This window comes from Actinoallomurus sp. NPDC052274 (genome assembly GCF_040679475.1).
In the GTDB taxonomy this organism is placed as follows: domain Bacteria; phylum Actinomycetota; class Actinomycetes; order Streptosporangiales; family Streptosporangiaceae; genus Actinoallomurus; species Actinoallomurus liliacearum.
The window spans coordinates 22,804-42,016 of sequence record NZ_JBFAUT010000006.1; the positions used below are offsets into that span (position 1 = coordinate 22,804).

At 71.7% G+C, this 19,213-nt stretch carries 15 protein-coding genes; 4 read left to right on the forward strand and 11 right to left on the reverse strand.

The window, feature by feature from the left end; translation table 11 throughout:
- The first annotated feature begins 1 nt into the window (after window position 1).
- Together AB0K82_RS07130 and nrfD are read left to right on the forward strand one after the other, a co-directional pair.
- On the forward strand, window positions 2-865 hold the full coding sequence (locus tag AB0K82_RS07130) for a 4Fe-4S dicluster domain-containing protein (protein ID WP_364393777.1): 864 nt from the start codon (window positions 2-4) through the stop codon (window positions 863-865).
- Window positions 862-1,914: an NrfD/PsrC family molybdoenzyme membrane anchor subunit gene (nrfD, locus tag AB0K82_RS07135; RefSeq protein WP_364393780.1), complete on the forward strand. Its 1,053-nt coding sequence runs from the start codon at window positions 862-864 to the stop codon at window positions 1,912-1,914. Before AB0K82_RS07130 ends, nrfD begins: the two co-directional genes overlap by 4 nt.
- Window positions 1,915-2,001: 87 nt before the next feature.
- On the opposite strand, the gene AB0K82_RS07140 is transcribed toward nrfD, so the two are convergent.
- Window positions 2,002-3,375: an aldehyde dehydrogenase family protein gene (locus AB0K82_RS07140; protein ID WP_364393782.1), complete on the reverse strand. Its 1,374-nt coding sequence runs from the start codon at window positions 3,373-3,375 to the stop codon at window positions 2,002-2,004.
- A gap of 68 nt (window positions 3,376-3,443) precedes the next feature.
- Window positions 3,444-4,535, reverse strand: coding sequence for a phenazine antibiotic biosynthesis protein (locus AB0K82_RS07145; RefSeq protein WP_364393784.1), 1,092 nt, complete (start codon window positions 4,533-4,535; stop codon window positions 3,444-3,446).
- Between the two features lie 134 nt (window positions 4,536-4,669).
- On the opposite strand from AB0K82_RS07145, the gene AB0K82_RS07150 reads away from it, so the two are divergent.
- Window positions 4,670-5,311, forward strand: a complete 642-nt coding sequence (locus AB0K82_RS07150; protein WP_364393786.1) for a TetR/AcrR family transcriptional regulator — start codon at window positions 4,670-4,672, stop codon at window positions 5,309-5,311.
- A gap of 10 nt (window positions 5,312-5,321) precedes the next feature.
- Here the strand turns inward: AB0K82_RS07150 and AB0K82_RS07155 are convergent, their stop codons facing one another.
- The 4 genes from AB0K82_RS07155 to AB0K82_RS07170 form a co-directional block, all read right to left on the reverse strand.
- Window positions 5,322-6,953: an L-lactate permease gene (locus AB0K82_RS07155; protein WP_364393788.1), complete on the reverse strand. Its 1,632-nt coding sequence runs from the start codon at window positions 6,951-6,953 to the stop codon at window positions 5,322-5,324.
- 49 nt (window positions 6,954-7,002) lie between these two features.
- Window positions 7,003-8,052 carry an alcohol dehydrogenase catalytic domain-containing protein gene (locus tag AB0K82_RS07160; protein WP_364393791.1) on the reverse strand — a complete coding sequence of 350 codons (1,050 nt, stop codon included), beginning with the start codon at window positions 8,050-8,052 and terminating at the stop codon, window positions 7,003-7,005.
- 163 nt (window positions 8,053-8,215) lie between these two features.
- Window positions 8,216-10,969 carry a lectin gene (locus AB0K82_RS07165; protein WP_364393793.1) on the reverse strand — a complete coding sequence of 918 codons (2,754 nt, stop codon included), beginning with the start codon at window positions 10,967-10,969 and terminating at the stop codon, window positions 8,216-8,218.
- 255 nt (window positions 10,970-11,224) lie between these two features.
- Entirely contained in the window at window positions 11,225-13,003 is a 1,779-nt protein-coding gene (locus AB0K82_RS07170; RefSeq protein WP_364393796.1) for an ABC transporter ATP-binding protein, read from the reverse strand.
- Window positions 13,004-13,227: 224 nt separating this feature from the next.
- Between AB0K82_RS07170 and AB0K82_RS07175 the strand changes: the two genes are divergently transcribed.
- Entirely contained in the window at window positions 13,228-13,707 is a 480-nt protein-coding gene (locus AB0K82_RS07175) for a MarR family transcriptional regulator (RefSeq protein ID WP_364393799.1), read from the forward strand.
- A 208-nt stretch (window positions 13,708-13,915) separates the two neighbouring features.
- Here the strand turns inward: AB0K82_RS07175 and AB0K82_RS07180 are convergent, their stop codons facing one another.
- The 5 genes from AB0K82_RS07180 to AB0K82_RS07200 form a co-directional block, all read right to left on the reverse strand.
- A complete protein-coding gene (locus AB0K82_RS07180) occupies window positions 13,916-15,208 on the reverse strand; it encodes a patatin-like phospholipase family protein (RefSeq protein ID WP_364393802.1) in 1,293 nt (430 codons plus the stop codon).
- A gap of 182 nt (window positions 15,209-15,390) precedes the next feature.
- Window positions 15,391-16,560 (reverse strand): MFS transporter, encoded by a 1,170-nt coding sequence (locus AB0K82_RS07185; RefSeq protein ID WP_364393805.1) that lies wholly within the window; start codon window positions 16,558-16,560, stop codon window positions 15,391-15,393.
- Window positions 16,561-16,616: 56 nt separating this feature from the next.
- Entirely contained in the window at window positions 16,617-17,492 is an 876-nt protein-coding gene (locus AB0K82_RS07190; RefSeq protein ID WP_364393808.1) for a family 3 encapsulin nanocompartment shell protein, read from the reverse strand.
- 12 nt (window positions 17,493-17,504) lie between these two features.
- On the reverse strand, window positions 17,505-18,230 hold the full coding sequence (locus tag AB0K82_RS07195) for a sulfotransferase family protein (RefSeq protein ID WP_364393811.1): 726 nt from the start codon (window positions 18,228-18,230) through the stop codon (window positions 17,505-17,507).
- Window positions 18,227-19,210 (reverse strand): aldo/keto reductase, encoded by a 984-nt coding sequence (locus AB0K82_RS07200; RefSeq protein WP_364393813.1) that lies wholly within the window; start codon window positions 19,208-19,210, stop codon window positions 18,227-18,229. The genes AB0K82_RS07195 and AB0K82_RS07200 overlap by 4 nt, the downstream gene beginning before the upstream one ends.
- Window positions 19,211-19,213: the final 3 nt, after the last annotated feature.

Below are 19,213 nucleotides of genomic sequence, written 5' to 3' on the forward strand. Positions count from 1 at the left end.
CATGGCGCAGCGCATGGGCTTCTTCACCGACACCTCGGTGTGCATCGGCTGCAAGGCGTGCGAGGTGGCCTGCAAGGAGTGGAACGGCCTGCCGGAGGACGGCCTCAACTTCACCGGGATGTCCTACGACAACACCGAGAAGCTCGGCGCCGACACCTGGCGGCACGTCGCCTTCATCGAGCAGCGCAAGCCGCTGGCCCGGCAGGAGCCGGGAGTGGACCACACCGGCCCGGTGCCCCCACTGGGCACCCCGCCCGAGACGGCGCCGATGACCCCGATGACGCAGGGGGAGGGCGGTGACCTGCGCTGGCTGATGTCCAGTGACGTGTGCAAGCACTGCACGGTGGCCGCCTGCCTGGACGTGTGCCCGACCGGCGCGCTGTTCCGTACCGAGTTCGGCACGGTCGTCGTCCAGTCCGACGTCTGCAACGGCTGCGGCTACTGCATCCCGGCCTGCCCGTTCGGCGTGCTCGACCAGCGCAAGGACGACGGCCGGGCCTGGAAGTGCACGCTGTGCTACGACCGGATCGGCGACGGCCTGGAGCCCGCGTGCGCCAAGGCCTGCCCGACCGACTCGATCCAGTACGGGCCCCTGGACGAGCTGCGCGAACGCGCGGCGGCACGGGTCGCCACGCTGAACGACGCGGGCGTCGACGACGCCCACCTCTACCTCGCGGACACCGACAACGGGATCGGGGGAGCGGGCGCCTTCTTCCTCCTCCTCGACGACCCCGAGGTGTACGGCCTGCCTCCCGACCCGGTCGCCACGACCCGCGACCTGCCGGCCATGTGGCGCCACGCCGCGGTCGCCGCCGCGGGCCTGCTCGGCGCCGGCCTGCTGGCATGCGCGGGGAGGTCGCGATGACCGAGGAGGCGCAGGGGCGGGACGACGAAGAGACCGCCGGCCAGGAGGCGATCGATGAGGAGGTACGCGCGCGGCGCGCGCTGAGCGAGGAGGACCACGCGCGCGACGCGCTCACCGGCACCGCCGGCCCCCGCCGCCGTCGCCGCCGCGAACGGGCGGTGGTGCCCGAGCCGGAGTTCACGTCCTACTACGGCAGACCGGTGCTCAAGGCGCCCGTCTGGAAGGCGCTCGACATCGCGGGGTACCTGTTCCTCGGCGGTCTGGCCGGTGGTTCCTCGGTGCTGGCCGCCGGCGCCGAGGTGACGGGGCGGCCTCACCTGGCCCGCGGCGCCCGGATCGGCGCCGCCGGCGCGATCTCGATCAGCCTGGTCGCCCTCGTGCACGACCTCGGCCGCCCCGGGCGCTTCGTCAACATGCTCCGGGTGCTGAAGTGGACCTCGCCGATGAGCGTCGGCTCCTGGCTGCTCAGCGCGTACGCCCCGGCCGCCGGAGCCGCCGCCGTGTCCGCGGTGACCGGCCGGCTGCCACGGACCGGCACGGCGGCCGCGATGGCCGCCGCCGTGGCCGGCCCGGCCGTCGCCGCCTACACCGGCGTCCTCATCGCGGACACCGCCGTGCCCGGCTGGCACGAGGCGCATCGAGAGCTGCCCTACCTGTTCGTGTCCTCCGCCGCCGCGGCGGCGGGCGGTCTCGGTCTGCTCGTGGCACCGCTGGAGGAGTCGGTCCCCGCCCGGCGGATGGGCGCGGCGGGCGGGGCCGCCGAACTCCTGGTGGCGCACTACATGCGGCGCCGGATGGGCGTCGTCGCCGAGGCGTACGAGACGGGCCGGGCCCGTGTGCTCATGCGCGCGGCCGAGGCGCTGACGGGCGCGGGTGCCGTCGCGGCCGCCCTCGGCCGGCGCGACCGCCGGGTCTCCGCCGCGGCGGGCGCGGCCCTCCTCGCCGGCTCCGCGCTGACCCGCTTCGGCGTCTTCGAGGCCGGGATGATCTCCTCGTCCGACCCGAAGTACACGGTCGTCCCCCAACGCGACCGCCTCGGCGCCCGCTGAAGCGGACCCAGTGACCATTGAGGCTCAGTGCCGAGGATTTTCGTCGTCATGGCGACGGAAATCCTCGGCACAAGGCTCCGCGAGTGATCAGTCGCGGATTACCGCCTTCGTGCGCATCAGGAACTCTCCGAGGTAGGCGTCGTGGGGGACGCCGGGCGTCATCCAGTAGGTCGGGTGGTCGCCGATGTAGAGGTTCTTGATCGTGGGGTCGGCGAGCAGCACGTCGAGGAGCTTCTCGTCCTTGGTGACCGCGGTCAGCACCAGCGTGTCGTGGAACACCGCGGGCCCGGCCTCCCGGGTCCAGGGGGCCACCCACACGCACGGGAACGCGAGCTCGACGCCGGCCTGCTCGGCGAACGGGTCGGCGAGCTCGTGCACGGCCGGCCGGAGCACGGCGCTGCCGTCGGGGAGCTCGTCGACCACGCCGTCGCCGCCGAGGTGGGCCCTGGTGCCGGCGGCCTTGGCCCGCAGGTAGCCCTCGATCTTCCGGGCGGCCGGCATGGAGTAGGCGGTGAGCACCGCCTTGTCGTCCTCCGGCGGCAGGCTCGGGATGGCCGAGAGCCGGGCGGCGATCGCCTCGGCCACCGGGGCCGGGTCGCCCTCGACGAAGACGGCGGTGGTGTTCACGCAGGCCGTCCCGCCCTCGTGGCTGATCGAATCGACGATCATGTCGATGTGGTCGCGCCAGTCCGAGTCGGCGGTGATGAGGATCTTCGACCGGCCGGGCCCGTTCGGCAGGACCGTCGTGTCCGCGGCGTACTTGTCGATCACCTCCTGTCCGCCGTACACCATGCTGAGGTCGGCCTGGCGCAGGATCTCGTCCGCCTCGGCGTAGTCGGTGGGCAGCAGCACGATCTGGTCGTCGCCGAACCCCGACGCGCGGAGCGCGGAGATCAGGCGGTACGGCGTGAGCGGCTCGCGGCGCGAGGGCCGTACGGCCACCCGGAAGCCGAGCGCGAGGGCCTCCAGCCACAGGCTGTGCACGCCGGGGTGGTTGCCGGCCGCGTGCACCGCGAAGACGTCCCCGCGGCGGATCCACACCGCCGTGCCCTCCCGGGCCTTCGGGTCGCGCCAGTCGTTCACCGCGCCGACGGGCCGGGCCTTCTGGGCGCTGTCGTAGGAGTCGGCGGCGCTGCGGGCGATGGCCCGTACCGCGCGCTGGACGATCGGCAGCGGGGTGCCGGAGATCCGGCTCACCGTGTACTGGTAGTCGGTCGCGGACATGCCGTCGACCACTCCGGTGGCGAACAGCTCGCCCGCCGCGCGGAGCGCGGCCAGGCGCTCCTTCGTGGGAAGGGTCTCGGCCTTGTGCAGCGCGGACATGGCGCGGGTGACGAACAGCCTCGGGACGAGGCTGAGCTCGACCAGCGGGTTCCCGGCCACGTCGGCGACGGTCAGCCGGTTGCGCGCGCGGTAGGGGCCGTTCGGTCCCAGCGCGTCGATGAAGATGGGATCGGTCATGTGGCCTCCTCCGTCGGCCTTATGACCAAAGGTGCTGTGCCTACCGATTCCCTCGCTTCGCTCGGTCATCAGTACACCCCCTCGATGACGGCCTCGTCGTCGAAGTGGGCGACGGGGGAGACGTCGGCCACCGAGTCACCGGCCTGGCCGGCCGGCGGTTCGACCCGGGTGGCGAGGTCTCGTTCCAGGTTGTTGGGCAGCAGCATGTTCTTGGTCACGTGGTTCATCACGACCTGGCCGCGCTCGCCGTGGTCGACGGTACGGCCGGTGTCGGGGTCGACGACGCGGAAGGTGACCCACGGGGCGGGCGGGTCGAAGACGCACGCGTCGTCATGGGCGAGGTCGAGGCGCTCGTTCGAGCCGCCGAGGATCATCGTGCTCCCGTAGGTGCCGCGGAGCTTGATGCCCGGGAAGACCTCGGTGCGGTACAGGTAGCGGGTGTCGGCGTCCATGTGCGCGCCGCCCCAGACGATGCCCTTGACCTTCTCGTTGATCAGGTCGACGAGGTCGTCGTGCCGTGAGATCCGCTCCAGCAGCGGCGGCGTGGTGATGATGACGCCGACGTCCTGGGTGCGCAGCACGAAGGCGGCCTGCTCCACGAGGTGCTCGGCGTACGCCTCGGCCTCCTCGGCCTTGCCCGCGGCGACGAGCTTCTTCACCCAGCGCGGATCCATGTCCACCGTGAACCTGATGCCACCGCGGTCGGTGGCGTGCTGTTCGGACATCTTGCCGGCCATGTGCGGCCCGCTCGGCATGACGACGAGCCAGTCGACGTTCCTCGGGAACCCGGCGGCGTCCATCCCGGCGTTCATCCACGCCATGATCCGCGTCCACCAGTCCCGCAGGATGACCACGCGCTTCGGGGCGCCGGTGGTGCCGCCGCTCTCGTACACGCCGACGACGTCCGGCTCCGGGCCGTAGCCCCGGGGGATGAGGTCCTCGACGCGGACCTCGCGCAGCTCGTTGATGATGTTGGGGAACAGGGCCAGGTCCTCGACGGTCTTGACGTCACTGCGCGGGTCGAAGCCGAGCGTCTCCGCCCTCCGCAGCCAGTACGCCGAGCCCGTCTCGGGGTTGAAATGCCACTCCATCGCGGCGCGGACGAACTCGTCGGGGTCCGGCCGGGCGTCGAGTGGAAGATCCAGAATATGTTCGCTCACTTTGGCACACCCTCCTTGGCCGCGACGGGCGGCCAGGCGGTTCGTGGGTTGTCTTCGTTCTCCTTCCAGAGTATTTTTTATTACGGTACTGTCAAGTAAAGAAATGATCGTTTCCGCAGGTCAGGAGGCATGTGATGGTGGCGGATGCTCCTAGAAGGCAACGGGGGCGCCCGCGCGACCCGCTGATCGAGGAGGCGATCCTGCGGGCGGCGCGCCGCCGGCTCGCCGTCGACGGCTACTCCCGGATGACCATCGGCGACGTCGCCGCCGACGCCGGCGTCACCCGGCCCACGGTGTACCGGCGCTGGGAGAGCAAGCACGATCTGGTCGTCGACGCGCTCGACCATGGCTTCCGAGCGCTGCAGGAGGCGGCCCCGCCGGTCGACCTCGAGCGGCTCACGGCGCGCGAGGCCGTCACCGAGGCCGTCCGCCGGCTCGACCTCCGGGCGCCCGACCGGACGGGGATCATGCTCGTCGGCCACGTCATGGCCGAGGCCGAGCACAACCCCGAGCTCCTGGAGATGGTCCGGGCCCACGCCGTGCTGCCCCGGCGGCGGCTCCTCCTCGACACGCTCCAGGCGCTCCAGGAGCGCGGGGACCTCCGTTCCGGCCTCGACCTGGACGCCGTCGCCGACATGTGCATCGGCAGCTACTACGCGGCGTTCATCCGCGGGGGAGAGGACGAGGAGCTGCCGACGCGCGTGGTCGACACCCTCTGGCCCGCGATCTCGACCCGGCCCGGGGAGCCGGCCGACGAGGACCGCGCCGCCTCCTGAGCCCGCCCGCTCAGCGTACGACCATCCAGGAGAGGGGCCCCGTCGCCATCAGGACGACGAGGACGGCGAACCCGATGAGGCAGGCGACGCTCCACGGGAAGGTGCGCCGGAACAGCGTGCCCTCCCGGCCCGCCAGCCCCGCGACCGCCGCGGCCATGGCCAGGTTCTGCGGGCTGACCAGCTTGCCGAGGACGCCCGCCTGGCTGTTGGTCGCCGCGAGCAGGATCGGGCTGATCCCGATCCGGCCGGCCGCCGCCACCTGCACCGCGCCGAACAGCGCGTTCGCGGACGTGTCGGACCCGGTCGCCGCGACCCCGAGCCACCCGAGCAGGGGGGACAGCAGGACGAACGCGCCGCCGGTGCCGGCCAGCCACGTGCCGATGGTCACGGCCTGGCCCGAGTAGTTCATCAGGTAGGCCAGGGCCATCACCAGGACCACGGTCGTCGCGGCACACCGGATCCGCGCCGCCGCCAGGCCGTACTCACGGAGCGCGGTTCGCGCCGGCACCCGCAGGATCACCGTCGAGACCAGTCCGGTCAGCAGCAGGATCGTCCCCGTCGCGGTCGGCCAGTCGAACCGGAAGACCGCCAGGCTCAGCGGCCCGCCGTGGACGTCGACCACTCGCACGCCCGGCCAGGAGAACCGCACGCCGAGGCGGGCCGTCGCACGTGACACCGGGTCGTTCAGCGAGACGAGTGCGAGAAGCACGATCAGCAGCAGGTAGGGCGTGAACGCGCGCAGCCTGGTGGTGACCGGCGAGGGGCTCGCCGGCCGTTCCACCGGGGCCCCGGAACGTCCGGCGCCGGACGCCGCGAGAGCCGGCGTGGCGGCGGGCGACCACAGTCGTAGCAGGACCACGGCCGCCGCCGTCGCCCCCAGCGCGCCGACCAGGTCCGACAGCGGGTAGGCGAGGTAGTTCGACGTCACGAACTGCCCGGCCGCGAAGCCGAGCCCGGTGGCCAGGGCGAGCGGCCACAGGTCGCGGAGTCCGCGCCGCCCGTCCAGCACGAGCACGATGATCAGGGGAAGGAACGCCGCCACGATCGCGGACTGGCGGCCGACCATCCGGCCCAGTTCCGCCGCCGGCAGGTTCGCCGCCTTGGCGAGGGCCACGATCGGGTTCCCCATCGACCCGAAGGCGGTCCCGCCGGCGTCGGCGAACATCGCCACGGTGGCCGCGCGGACCGGGGCGTGGCCGAGCGCGAGGAGGAGCGCGGTGATCACCGCCACCGGCGCGCCGAAACCGGCCAGTGCCTCCAGCAGGCCGCCGAAACAGAACGCGAGGACGAGCGCCTGCACCCGGGGGTCCGGCGACAGGCCGGCGAAGGTGCGCCGGATGACGGACAGGAGCCCGGACGCGTCGATCAACCGGTTCACCCACACCGCGTTCAACATGATCCATACGATCGGGAAGAGGCCGAACGCCGCGCCCTGGGCCGCGCCGCTCAGGGCGGGCGTCACCGGCAGCCGATAACCGAACACGGCGATCACGAACGCGGCGAGCAGGCCGCAGGCCGCCGCGACGTCGGACCGTACGCGGAACACGCCCAGCAGCACGAGCAGGAGGACCAGGGGGATCGCCGCGACCGAGGCGGACAGCGCCAGGGAGCCGCCGATCGGGTCAAGGATCTGTCGGTACATCGGTCGCCCCCACGCCGATGCTGATTCCCCGGTCGGGCCGACGCCGTGCTCACGGAATGATGACGATCTTCAATGGATCGCCCTCGCGTTTCCGCAGGACGCGGAACGCCTCGGCGATGTCCTCCAGCGGGAAGCGGTGGGTGACCAGTCGCCCCGCCTGGAGCATCCCCGCGGCCGCCAGCGCGACGGCACGCCGTACGTTGTCGCCGCCCTCGCCGCGCGACGTGTACATGGTGACGTCCTTGCGGACCATCGCGCCGAGGTCCAGCCTTACGGGCCCAGAGTAGAACGCGAGAAAGAGGATCTTGCCGCCGCGTTTGACGACCCGACCGCACTGCTCGGGCGCGTCGAGACCTCCCGATGCCTCGATCGCGAGATCGACGCCCAGGCCGCCGGTGAGGTCGAGCACCGCCCGGACCGGGTCGGCCTCGCCGGCGTTCAGCGTGTGGTCCGCCCCGAGTTCGCGGCCGAGCCGCAGCCGGGACTCCCGGGTACCGACGAGGATCACCCGGGCCGCGCCGATGCGCTTGCACACCTGCGCGGTCATCAGGCCGACCGGCCCGGGCCCGAAGACCGCGACGTCCTGCCCGGCGATGTAGGCGCCGGCGGTGTCCAGCCCGTACAGGCCGGTGCCGGCCGTGGTGATGAGCACGGCGTCCTCGTCCGTGACCCGGGCCGGCAACCGGTAGAGCGCGCTCACGTGGTGGATCGCGTACTCCGCGAAACCACCGTTCGCCGTCATCCCGGTGGCCCGGTGCCCCTTCGCGGAGTCGCCGTAGTTGAGGCACGCGGTGTACCGGCCGGTCAGGCAGTTGCCGCACCGCCCGCAGCCGTGGTGCGCCTCGATGCACACCCGGTCGCCGGGCGCGAACTCGTCCACGGCCGAACCGGCGGCCACGACGGTGCCGGTCCACTCGTGGCCCGGGATGTGGACACCGTACGGCGGGGTCTGCGGGAAGTGCCCGTCGAGGATCTTCAGGTCGGTCCCGCAGGTGCCGCACATCGCGACCCGGACGAGCACCTCGTCCGCCTGCGGCACGGGCACCGGCCGTTCGACGACCCGCAGGTCGCCCGGGCCGAACAGGACCGCCGCCCGCATCGTGTCCGGAATCGACGGACGGAGTGGTTCCGACGGGCGAATCGTGACCACTCGTCCACACTAAGCGGTGCCGCCGGCGAGGGTCCGGCTCACCTCACCTCCGCACCGCGGCCGCGCGGAGCGCGGCGTGCGGGGACGGGGCTCCCGCACGCCGCGCGGCGCGTCAGCCCGGCAGCGTCCACTGCTGGGCGGCGGTCTTGTTACAGCCGTAGATCTGCAACTGGGTGCCGTCCGTGGTGGTGCTGTTCGGGTCGTCGAGGCACTTGCCGGACTCGGGGTTGGTCAGCGCCTTGGCCGTGGAGTCGTAGGTCCACTGCTGCGCGCCGGTGTTGTTGCAGTCGTACAGCTGGACCTTCGTGCCGTCCGCCGTGCCGCTGTTGGAGACGTCCATGCACTTGCCGAAGGCCGTCAGGGTGCCGTCCCCCTGCACGGTCCACTGCTGCGCGTTGCTGCTGTTACAGGTGTAGAGCTGGACGTGCGCGCCGTTCGCGGCGGAGCTGTTCGCCACGTCGACGCACTTCCCGGCGATACCGGAGGTGATCGGCCCGGTGCGGGTCGGCGTGCCGCCGCTGCCCGGGTACGACGGGGGAGCCGACGAGGCGGCGGTCGCCCACGAGGTGTTCGCCGTCGTGCCGAGCGTGAAGCCGAGCGTCCCGCCGGACGTCACCGCCGAGGCGGGCAGGTACGCGTTGTTCCAGGCGCCGCCGTTCCAGGTCGCGCTCTGGACGTACGGCGCGTCGGTCGCGGCCTGCGGCGCGTTGACGGTCAGCTTGTTCCCGGTGCCGAGGGTGATCACCACCTGGGTGAACAGCGGGCTGCCCAGGGCCAGGTCGGCGGTGCCCGGCGTCTCGGGGAACATCCCCATCGCCGACCAGACGTACCAGGCGCTCATCGTGCCCAGGTCGTCGTTGCCGACGCCCCAGCCGGTGGGGGAGTCCGGCCACAGCTTGTTCTGCACGCTCCGGATGACCTCCTGCGTGCGCCACGGCCGGCCCACGTAGTCGTACTCCCAGGGCAGTTCGACGCTCGGCTCGTTGCCGAGGTCGGCGTGGTCGCCGCCGCTGCCGTCGTACGCGGCGAGCACGTGGTCGAGATAGCCCACCATCCCGGCGTTGCCGCCCTTCGCGTCCGCCAGGCCGCGGACGTTGAACGGCACCATCCCGGTGTACTGCCAGGACGTGCCCTCGACCATCTCGGTGCCGCTCGTCGGGGAGAAGCCGCCCGCCCACGGCCCGCTGGCCGTACGCGGCTGCATGAACCCGCTCGAGGTGTTCAGCAGGTTCTTCCAGTTCTGGGCGCGGTCGACGAACTTCTTCTGGTTCGCGGTGTCACCGAGCGCGCCGGCGAACGCCCCGAGCGCGAAGTCGGCCGTGTCGTACTCCAGGGTCGTCGAGACGGACCCGTAGTAGTTGCAGCAGCCGTACGTCCCGTCGCTGGGCAGGTAGCCGATGCTGGAGAGGTAGTTCAGGCCGGGCCGGTCGTTGTTCGTGACGGTCGCCTGGTGAATCATCGCGTTCTTCGCGGCGGTGGTGTCGAAGTTCCGGCCGCCGAACGCGTAGATGTCGGCGATGATCGAGGCGGCCGGATCGCCGACCATGACGTAGGACTCGCCGTTGGCCTGCGCCCACTTCGGCAACCGGCCGCCCTGCGCGTAGTCGTTGACCGCGGACTGTGCCACGTCGCTCGCCTGCGCGGGCGCGATCATGCCGATGAGCTGGGCCTGGCTGCGGTAGATGTCCCAGCCCGAGTAGTTGGCGTACTGCGCGTGCCCGGACGCGGCGGTGTGCACGGCGTTGTCGAACCCCATGTACTGGCCGTTCGCGTCGCTGAACACGTTGGGGTGCAGCAGCGCGTGGTACAGCGACGTGTAGAACACGTGCTGCTGCGCGGTGGTGCCGCCGGCCGTCTGGATCTTGCCGAGCATGGTGTTCCAGGCGCCCCGGGCCGCGGTACGGGTGGCGTCGAAGTCGAAGTTCGGTACTTCGGCGTCCCGGTTCGCCTTCGCGTTGGCGTCGGAGGTGAACGAGATGCCGACCCGCGCGGTGACCACCTGGTTCGCGGTCGTGTCGAAGGTCAGGTATCCGCCGTTCGGGGCCGCCAGCGGAGCCGCCGTGGTCCCCGCCGGGCCGTGCAGGCGGGGCTCGTTGGGCCGGTCCGCCGCGTGCGGCGACACGGTCGTGCGGGTCGCCCGCGCGGTCGACTTCTGCGCCAGCCGCTGGGCTCCGGTCCGCACACCGGACGCGAGCCAGGTTCCGGTGTTGAACGGGTGGTCGAAGGCCACCGAGAAGTGCAGCGTGTAGGCGTTGCCGGCGCCGCAGAACCGGCCGCTGGTCACCGAGCCGGCGACCTCGGTGTTCCCGACGGTCTGCCAGGTGGTCGCGGAGTCGCCGTTCTGGCTCCCGGTCAGCTTGAACAGCAGGTTCGCCTGGGTGGTGGACGGGAAGGTGAAGCGGCCGATGCCGCCCCGGGTCGTCGTGGTCAGCTCGGTCTTGACGCCGTTGCCGAGCGTCACGCCGTAGTACCCGGGGGAGGCCGACTCGTTGGCGTGCGAGTACGACGAACTGGCCGATCCCGGACTGCTCACCGCCCCGGTCGTCGGCATGATCGGCACGTCACCGTACGCGCCGCAGCCCGGTCCGGCCATGTGGGTGAGGCTGAACCCGGTGATGGTGGAGCTGTTGTAGGAGTAGCCGCCGCCCAGGGCGCGGCTGGAGGTGTCGGGACTCCACTGCAGCATGCCGAACGGGACGTCGGCGCCGGGGAAGTCGTTGCCGCCGTTGGTCGTGCCGAGGAGCGGGTTGACCAGGGAGGCGGGGTCGGAGACGAGCGCGGCGGCGCTCGCCGTGGTGGGGAGGAGGAGCGCGCCCAGCATCAGGAGAGCGGGCATGAGGGCGTGCAGGGGGCGGGGGAGTGTCATCCGGACTGCCCTTTCGCGGAGGGAGATAGGGCGATGACAACGTTGTCGCCTGGTTCTTATGTCAGCCTTTAGCGCCAGTCAAGGCATCTGTCATTAGTCGGCCATGGGCACCGCGGCGGGCGAGGGGTTTTCGCCGACTCGCGCGCAAGAACCCTCGTGGCGTCAGTGCGCCCGCCTCCTGACCGGCGCGCCGCCGGGCCCCGCCGCGCCGGGGGATGATCGGTGAACTGCCTCCCGGGCGCGGCGCGCCGGTGGTCAGGCGGAGCGGGCCTCGGTCTCCTCGTGGAGCGCGGGGTCGTCGGTCAGGTGGGCGTCGCGGCGCACGAGGGCGGCGTAGCGGCCGCCGAGGGCGAGCAGGCTCTCGTGGGTGCCCCGCTCGACGACGCGGCCGTGGTCGAGCACCACGATCTGGTCGGCGCCGCGGATGGTGGACAGCCGGTGCGCGATGGTGATCGTGGTGCGTCCGGCGGACAGCGCGTCGATCGCCTCCTGAACGGCCCGCTCGGTCCGCGTGTCGAGCGCGCTCGTCGCCTCGTCGAGGACGAGGATCGGCGGGTCGCGCAGCACGGCCCGCGCGATCGCCAGGCGCTGTTTCTCCCCGCCGGAGAACCGGTACCCGCGCTCGCCGACCAGGGTGTCGTAGCCGTCCGGCAGGGCGGCGATGTGCTCGTGGATCTGCGCGATGCGCGCCGCCTCGACGAGCTCGGCGTCGGTGGCGTCCGGCCTGGCGAACCGCAGGTTGTCCGCGACGGAGGCGTGGAAGAGGTAGGTCTCCTGCGAGACGACGCCGACCGCGCGGGCGAGGTCGTCGAAGGACAGGTCGCGCACGTCGACGCCGTCGATGGTCACGCTGCCGGAGGTCACGTCGTACAGCCGCGGGATGAGGTAGCTGAGAGTGGTCTTCCCCGAACCGGTCTCGCCGACGACCGCCAGGCTGCTGCCGGCGGGCACGGCGAGGTCGACGTCGCGCAGCGTGGCGTCCTCGGCGGCCCCGTAGCCGAACCCGACCTCGCGGAGCCGTACGTCACCGCGGATCTCGCCGACGCGTACGGGATGCTCGGGCTCGGCGACGTCGATGGGCAGGTCGAGGTACTCGAAGATGCGGCCGAACAGCTCGAGCGAGGTCTGCAGGTCGACCCCCACCTGGAGGAGCTGCACGGTGGGCCGGAACAGGCTCTGCTGGAGCGTCGTGAAGGCCACCAGCGTTCCGATGGAGATCAGCATGTGGCCGTTCCGGCCGGTGAGGCCGGTCGCCCAGTAGATCACCGCGGGCATGGAGGACATGACGATCTGGATGATGGACTGCCGCCACCGGCCCGCCATGTTGGCGCGGACCTCCAGGTCCGACAGCGTCACCGACTCGGCGGCGAACGCGTCGGTGAGCGTACGCGAGCGGCCCATCGTGTGCCCGAGCAGGATCCCGCTGACCGACAGGGACTCGTGGACGATCGAGGCCAGCGTGGCGAGCTGTGCCTGGCGCATCCGGGTGATGCGGCGGCGTTCCCGGCCGACGCGGCGGCTGACCCACACGAAGACCGGCATCATGATCAGTGACACGACCGTCAGCCGCCAGTCGAGCGCGGCCATGGCGATGACCGTGGCGACGACGGTCGTCAGGTTGGACACCAGCGTGGTGGCGGTGGTGGTCACCGTGGCCTGCATGCCGCCGATGTCGTTGGCGATGCGGGACTGGACCTCGCCGGTGCGCGTACGGGTGAAGAAGGCCAGCGACATACGCTGCAGGTGGGCGTAGACGGCGGTGCGCAGGTCGTGCATCACCCGCTGCCCGACCTTGGTCGACACGTAGGTCTGCGACACGCTGAAGCAGCTGTTCGCGACGGACACGACGATCATCCCGGCGGCGAGCACGGTGAGCAGGCCCACGCGTCCCTTCGGCAGCGCGACGTCGATCACCTCGCGGAGCAGGAACGGGTTGAGCAGCGACACCAGGGACGACGCGGCGACGAGCAGGCCGACGAAGGCCAGGCTCCAGCGGTACGGCCGGAACAGGCGGACGATCCGGCGCAGCGGCACACGCGGCGCGGATGTGGCCGGTCCATCGGGGCCGGGCTCGGCCGGCGCGCGCGTGCGAGGGGCGGCCGGGGTGCCTCCGGCCGGGTCCGGGGGCGAAGGGCGATCGCGTTCGTGGAAGTGGAAGTTCAAGGGCGCCTCACGATTCGGTGGTTCTCGGGACATAGCAGAGTAACACTCACAATGTGCCAGGCTCAGTATGAGTACCGTCCGGTATGCTCGGCGACATGGATCAAGAGGAGTCGTCGGCGCAGCTCGCGGACCTGTTCCAGGGGCTGACCAAGCGCCTGCGGCGGGCTCAGCTGGCCCGGCTCGCCCCCCTGGGTCTCACACCCGCCCAGGAGCGGGCGCTGCGCATGATCACCCGCAGCGACGAGCCGCTGCGGATGACCGAGCTGGCCGACCGTCTCGGCGTCGTGCCCCGGTCGGTCACCACCGTGATCGACTCCTTGGAGCAGGCCGGCCTCGTCCGGCGCGCGGTCGATCCGGCGAACCGGCGCGCCATCCGGCTGCACCTCACCGACGCGGGGCTGGCCGTACGGGAGGAGATGCGCCAGGCCCGCCGGCAGGCGAGTGAGGATCTGTTCGCGCCACTGTCCGCGGACCAGCGCCGCAGCCTCATCGACCTGCTGTCCGCGCTGGACGACGGGCTGGGGGAGCGGCGGGCGGCGGGTGATCTCGTGTCGCATCGGGGAAGCGGGAAGTAGCCCACCGGCCTGGGCGCGGTGGGCTGTCTCCGGAGAGCGTGCCGGCTAGGGCGTGTCTCGAAGTCCCGCTGTCCTACTGCGCGGCGTCCAGACGACGCCTCGCCGCGTTGTCGTCGGTCGCCAGCCAACACCGGGCTGACTCCCTCCTCCGCCTTGCGACGCGCCGCCTGGACGCCGCTCGCTACGGACGGGGACTTCGAGACACGCCCTAGTCGCAGAGGGTCCAGATGTCCCCGTCCTTCTCCTTCAGCGGCTCGAGGACGCGCAGGGCGTCCCGTCGGCCCAGCTCGATCGCCTGGTCGATGAACTCCGGCTCGAACAGCAGGTAGCTCATCAGCTCACCGCGGCTCGTCGTCGGCCCGATGAGCGCGCTGAGCAGGCGCAGCTCCGGGTGCTGGAGTCCGCGCACCCCGGCCATGGCCGTCGACATGACCGTGTTGGCGAGCTGCCCCAGCTCGTCCACGTCGCCCGGAGCCGGTCCGGCGAAGAGGGAGTCGACGACGCGGTACTTACGGCCGGTGGCCCGGCTCATGACGTTCGTGGCCCCCGCCCGTACCAGTTGGTTGACGTCTCGCAGGGTGTTCAGGTCCTCCAGCATGGAGTCCACCAGCGCGCCGTGGAGAAGCTGGGCGAAGGTGTCCTGAACGGTCGGCGGCATCCCGGCGTGGCCGTCGAGCGGCTTGTCCAGGCGCTTACCGGGGTCGGTGGCGATAACGACGACCCGTTCGACGCCGAGGTCGATCGCCGGCTCGATCGGCGCGTTGAGCCGGACTCCGCCGTCGATGTACCAGCCGTCGGTCTCCTCGGTCTTGATGCGCACCGGCGGGAACAGCACCGGGATGGCGGCCGAGGCCATGATGTGGTCGGGCATCAGGTGGGCGTCGAGATAGTCGACCGCGCGGATCAGGTCGTTCTCCGGGGTGCGGACGTTCGGGCTCTCGACGAAGATCTGCGTGCGCCCCGTGTGGCTCGCCGTGGCGGCGACGGCCACCGCCTTCACGGCTCCGGTGCGCAGGTTCTTGTGCAGGTCCCGCCAGTTCAGCATGCCGGCCAGGGCGGTTCCCAGCGGCCGGGTGTCGAGCAGGCCGCCGGTCGTCGGGATCGGGAGGTTGCCCAGTCTGAGCAGGTAGCGCATCGCCGCGAACGGCAGTGTCGGCAGGATCGGCCTGAAGACCATGCCGCGGCGCACCGATCGCCACATCGCCAACGCTCGTTCGGCGGCCTCGGCGGCGTCCAGATGCGCGAGGGAGGCGAAGAGCGCGGCGTTGATCGCACCGGCGCTGGTGCCCACGAAGACGGACGGCCGGTAGCCCCGGTTGTCGAGCTCCGGCAGCAGGATCGACAGCACCCCGGCCTCGTACGCGCCGCGCGCGCCGGCCCCCGCCAGCACGACGCCGACGCTGCCGTCCGATGGCTCTTCGCGTCTGCCGCGCTGCTGCGGCCGTTCCCGTCGCTCCTCGCGCTGCTCCTGTTGCCGCGCCCGCTGAGCCGTCTCTGTCATCGGTGCCCTCCTCGAGTTCCGTGGCGTTTCGGGACATGCGAGGGGGTCAACGACGCAATGCCCTGTGGCGCGGCGGGGAACCCCAAGAGAACGCACAGGTAGTTCGTGGATTCCGCGCGAACCCGCGTCAACCGCGCGAACCGGATCCGACCGTGCGAACCGCTCGAGGGGAGGGGGCGGGGTCACGGCTCCTGCATCGCCGGCCTCCGCTGCGGGTTCGTCGTCCAGGACAGCAGCGCCGACGCGACCGCGCAGGCCATCATGACCCAGTACACGGCCGGGTAACCGGACGCGCCCGCGATGAGTCCCGCGAACGGGCCGCCCACCGCCAGCCCGATGTCCCAGAACGAGGTGAATCCGCCCAGCGCCGCGCCCTGCTGCGCCGGCTTCGTACGGTTGATGACGAGCAGCGCGAGCGCCGGGAACAGCAGGGACAGGCCCGCGCCCATCACCAGCCCCCCGATGATGACGGTGACCAGGTTGGTGGCGACGGCGACGACCAGCAGCCCGACGGCCTCGACGATCGCCGACCAGAACGCCACCTGCCGGGCGCCGATCCGGTCCGGCAGGTTGCCGATGACCAGGCGGACGCCCACGTACGTGACGCCGTAGGCGTTCAACCCGGCGATCCCGTCGGAGACGCCGCGCGCCGCCATGTGCAGCGCCACGAACGACGACAGCGCCGCGTATCCGAGGGCGGCGAGCGACAGCGCGACGCCGGGCAGCACCGTGCTGACCGGCAGGATGGCGGCGCGGGCCGTCGTCGCGGCCTCGGGCTGCTCCGGGCGTTCCCGGAGCGACACGACGAGGAGACCGAGTGCGCCGACCGCGACGCACAGGCCCCAGACGGCGGAGAAGCCGCTCTCCCGCATCGCCACCGTGCCGAACAGCGCGCCGAGGGTGATCCCCAGCCACATGGAGATCCCGTACAGCCCGACGACGCGGCCCCGCCGCTCGGTCGGGCACAGCCGCACCAGCCACGCCGCGCCCGACGTGTAGACGCTGCCCTCCCCGATGCCGTGCAGGATCCGGACGGCGACCAGCACCGGGACGTCGCGGGCGGCGTAGTAGCCGGCGCCGGCCAGGACGCAGATCGCCGCGCCGGCCAGCATGACGAGCTTGTAGCCGTGGCGGTCGCCGATCCGTCCGGCGATCGGGCGCGTGACGACCGCGGCGACGGCGATCGTGGCGGTCACGACGCCCACCTCGACCTTGTTGCCGTGCAGTTCGTCCAGCACGTAGAAGGGCAGGGTGGCGAGTGACGCGCCGACGCCGAGGAGGCAGAAGAAGATCCCGCCGAACATCGCGGCGTACGGGCGGTAGAACGCGACGTTCCGGAAAGGACGCCTCATGCGGCCCCCTTCGTCGGAGGAGGGGCCTGGACCGCCGTGTTCATCGGTTCGCTCGCTCACGCGGCGGCGTCCGCGGGGGCGACGATGTAGAAGAGCGCGGGGAGGAGCACGGCGAGCCCTTCGTAGACCTCGGCGCAGACGGCGACGCCCGGCCGCGCGAAGGTCCCCGGCGGAGGCTCCGCGACGCGGATCACGGAGCGGCGCGCGTCCAGGAGCCGGGCCGCCACCGAGATGTCGCCGACCAGGGCCGTGCCCGGGGCCACCCAGCGGTTCCGGCTGATCTTCATGCCGTTGCTCGTGGCCAGCTCCGCCAGCAGCCCGTTCCGGCCGAGGAGGTGGTGGTAGAAGTCGTTCGGGTTGACGATCATCGCGTGCGGGGTGGCGCCCGTCTGCTCGATCTCGTCGCAGGCCGTCAGGATCCCGGTGACGTAGTCGTGGTAGGCGATCCGGGCGATGTCCGGATGGTTGAGCAGGCCGTACGGCCCGTTCGTCAGCGCCTGGTTCTCCGCGGTCGCCAGGCGTACGAGCAGCCGGTAGTCGATGAACTCCGCGAGCGCGTCCGGGTCGCCGGCGAGCCCGTCGGGGATCTGCACCCACGCCTGGATCGGGTGGACGCCCGCCTCGGCCATGCCGAACCGGAACGCGGCCTCGCGGCGGACGTCGGCGTCCAGCACCGTCCCGGCGTCCTCGGCGGCCGGCCGCGTCTCGGTCCAGAACCGCGCGACGTCCTCGTCGACCGGACGCACCTTCAGCAGGTTCCGTACGGTCAGCCGCGGCCGGTCCTTCGTCGGCTCGTGCGCCTCGGTGATGGTGTAGTCGAACCGCACCTCGGCGCGCTCGGGGTCGGCCGCGTAGGCCCGCGCGAACAACCGTCCGGGGGACTGTTGCGGCAGACCGGTGGTGGTGTCCGCCGGCACTGTCTCTGTTGCCATGCCTGCTCCTGCTCAGAACGCGTGCTGGACGAGTTGCTCGTAGAACGGCAGGTGGTGGTCGTAGAAGGACTTCAGGGTGGTGTCGTTGTCGACCGTGACGGGATAGGTGTTCCGGCGGCTCGTGAAGCCGGTGCTGTGGCTCGCGTCGACGTGCCACTCACGGGTCCGCCGCCACTCGGGCCGCTCGCCGGCCTTCCAGGCGAGCGCCTCGGGGAGGAACGGCAGCCCGGTGTAGGCGCAGAAGCTCCTGACGACCGCCTCCGGGTCGCGTACAAGGCGCTCCGCGCGGATGACGAGCGGGACGCGGCCGGTGGCGGAGCGGACGACCTCGAAGAGCCCGTACAGGCGCTCGTAGCCGATCTCCGCGCAGGTCACCGCGGGCTTCACCGCGTAGTGCGAGCTGATCGTCTGCTTCGGGTCACGGACGATGAAGGTGTGCGTCATCCCGGCGAGCTCACCGGACCGCCCGCGCACGAACCCGTAGTCGTAGTCGACGACCTCCTTGACGAAGACCGGGCGGGTGCGGCCGAGCTCCTTGAGCCGGGCGAGGAGCTCCTCCTCCGACCGCGCGGTCGCGCGGCCGCCGGCCGCGGCGGGCACGGAGACCTCGCCCTCCTCGGTCAGCGCGAGGAAGGGCTCGTGCAGGACGGCGACGTCGCCCCGCTCGATCATCATGCGCAGGAACGCCGTCGAGGCCGAGCGCGAATGCGCCCACATCATGATCACTCCGGGGCTCACATGGACCACCACGTCGGGACGCGGTCCCAACGGTGTTCGCGCAGCTCCCGCAGCAGCGCGTCGTCCAGTGGCCTGCCGTCGCCCACCGCGAGGTTGGCGCGGACGTGGGCGGGCTTGCGCATGCCGGGGATCACCGTGCTGACGGCCGGGTGGTGCAGGATGAACCGCAGCGCCATCTCCGGCAGCGACATGCCCTCCGGCAGGACCTCCTTCAGGCGCTCGGCGCGTTCGACGCTCGGCTTGAGGTTCTCGTCGCAGAAGTAGGTGGCGCGCCAATCCTCCTCCGGGAACGTGGTGTCGGCGGTCAGCGTGCCGGTGAGCGTTCCCTCGTCGAACGGCACCCGCGCGATGATCCCGATGCCGTCCCGCCGCGCGCGCTCGAACAGCTCGTCCTCGGGGGCCTGGTCGAAGATGTTGTAGATCACCTGGATCACGTCGATGAGGCCGGTGTCGAGCGCGGCGAGGCAGTTGGCCGGCTCCCACCGGTTGACGCTGATGCCGACCGCGTCGACGACGCCCTCCCGCTTGAGGTCGGCGACGACCTCCTGCCAGCGCTCGTCGCCGGCCCAGCGGTCCTCCCACGTGTGGAACTGCAGCAGGTCGACGCGGGAGGTCCCGAGGTTCTCCAGGCTGCGGTAGGTGTACTCCCGCATGTGGTCGGCCGGGTAGGCGTCGTCGAGGGTGTCCTCGGGGCCGGGCGGCCACTCGCGGTTCTTCGGCGGGATCTTCGTCGCGACGTACAGCCGCCGGTCGGGATGGCGCTTCAGCAGCGCGCCCAGCATCCGCTCGCTGATGCCGCGCCCGTACACCCAGGCGGTGTCGAAGAACGTGCAGCCCAGCTCGACCGCCTCGTCGAGGCAGCGCGGCGCGAGGTCGTAGTCCCAGCCGGTGAAGTTGCCGGGGCCGCCGCCGATGCCCCACATCCCGTAGCCGACCTCGCTGACCTCCCAGCCGAGTCTTCCCATCGTGCGATAGCGCATCGC

What these genes read in the sequence shown, in the direction of transcription:
- AB0K82_RS07130 (WP_364393777.1), top strand. Translation starts at nt 2, where the DNA reads ATGGCGCAGCGCATGGGCTTCTTCACCGACACCTCGGTGTGCATCGGC.
- nrfD (WP_364393780.1), top strand. Translation starts at nt 862, where the DNA reads ATGACCGAGGAGGCGCAGGGGCGGGACGACGAAGAGACCGCCGGCCAG.
- AB0K82_RS07140 (WP_364393782.1), bottom strand. Translation starts at nt 3,375, where the DNA reads ATGACCGATCCCATCTTCATCGACGCGCTGGGACCGAACGGCCCCTAC.
- AB0K82_RS07150 (WP_364393786.1), top strand. Translation starts at nt 4,670, where the DNA reads ATGGTGGCGGATGCTCCTAGAAGGCAACGGGGGCGCCCGCGCGACCCG.
- AB0K82_RS07155 (WP_364393788.1), bottom strand. Translation starts at nt 6,953, where the DNA reads ATGTACCGACAGATCCTTGACCCGATCGGCGGCTCCCTGGCGCTGTCC.
- AB0K82_RS07160 (WP_364393791.1), bottom strand. Translation starts at nt 8,052, where the DNA reads ATGCGGGCGGCGGTCCTGTTCGGCCCGGGCGACCTGCGGGTCGTCGAA.
- AB0K82_RS07165 (WP_364393793.1), bottom strand. Translation starts at nt 10,969, where the DNA reads ATGACACTCCCCCGCCCCCTGCACGCCCTCATGCCCGCTCTCCTGATG.
- AB0K82_RS07175 (WP_364393799.1), top strand. Translation starts at nt 13,228, where the DNA reads ATGGATCAAGAGGAGTCGTCGGCGCAGCTCGCGGACCTGTTCCAGGGG.
- AB0K82_RS07180 (WP_364393802.1), bottom strand. Translation starts at nt 15,208, where the DNA reads ATGACAGAGACGGCTCAGCGGGCGCGGCAACAGGAGCAGCGCGAGGAG.
- AB0K82_RS07185 (WP_364393805.1), bottom strand. Translation starts at nt 16,560, where the DNA reads ATGAGGCGTCCTTTCCGGAACGTCGCGTTCTACCGCCCGTACGCCGCG.
- AB0K82_RS07190 (WP_364393808.1), bottom strand. Translation starts at nt 17,492, where the DNA reads ATGGCAACAGAGACAGTGCCGGCGGACACCACCACCGGTCTGCCGCAA.
- AB0K82_RS07200 (WP_364393813.1), bottom strand. Translation starts at nt 19,210, where the DNA reads ATGCGCTATCGCACGATGGGAAGACTCGGCTGGGAGGTCAGCGAGGTC.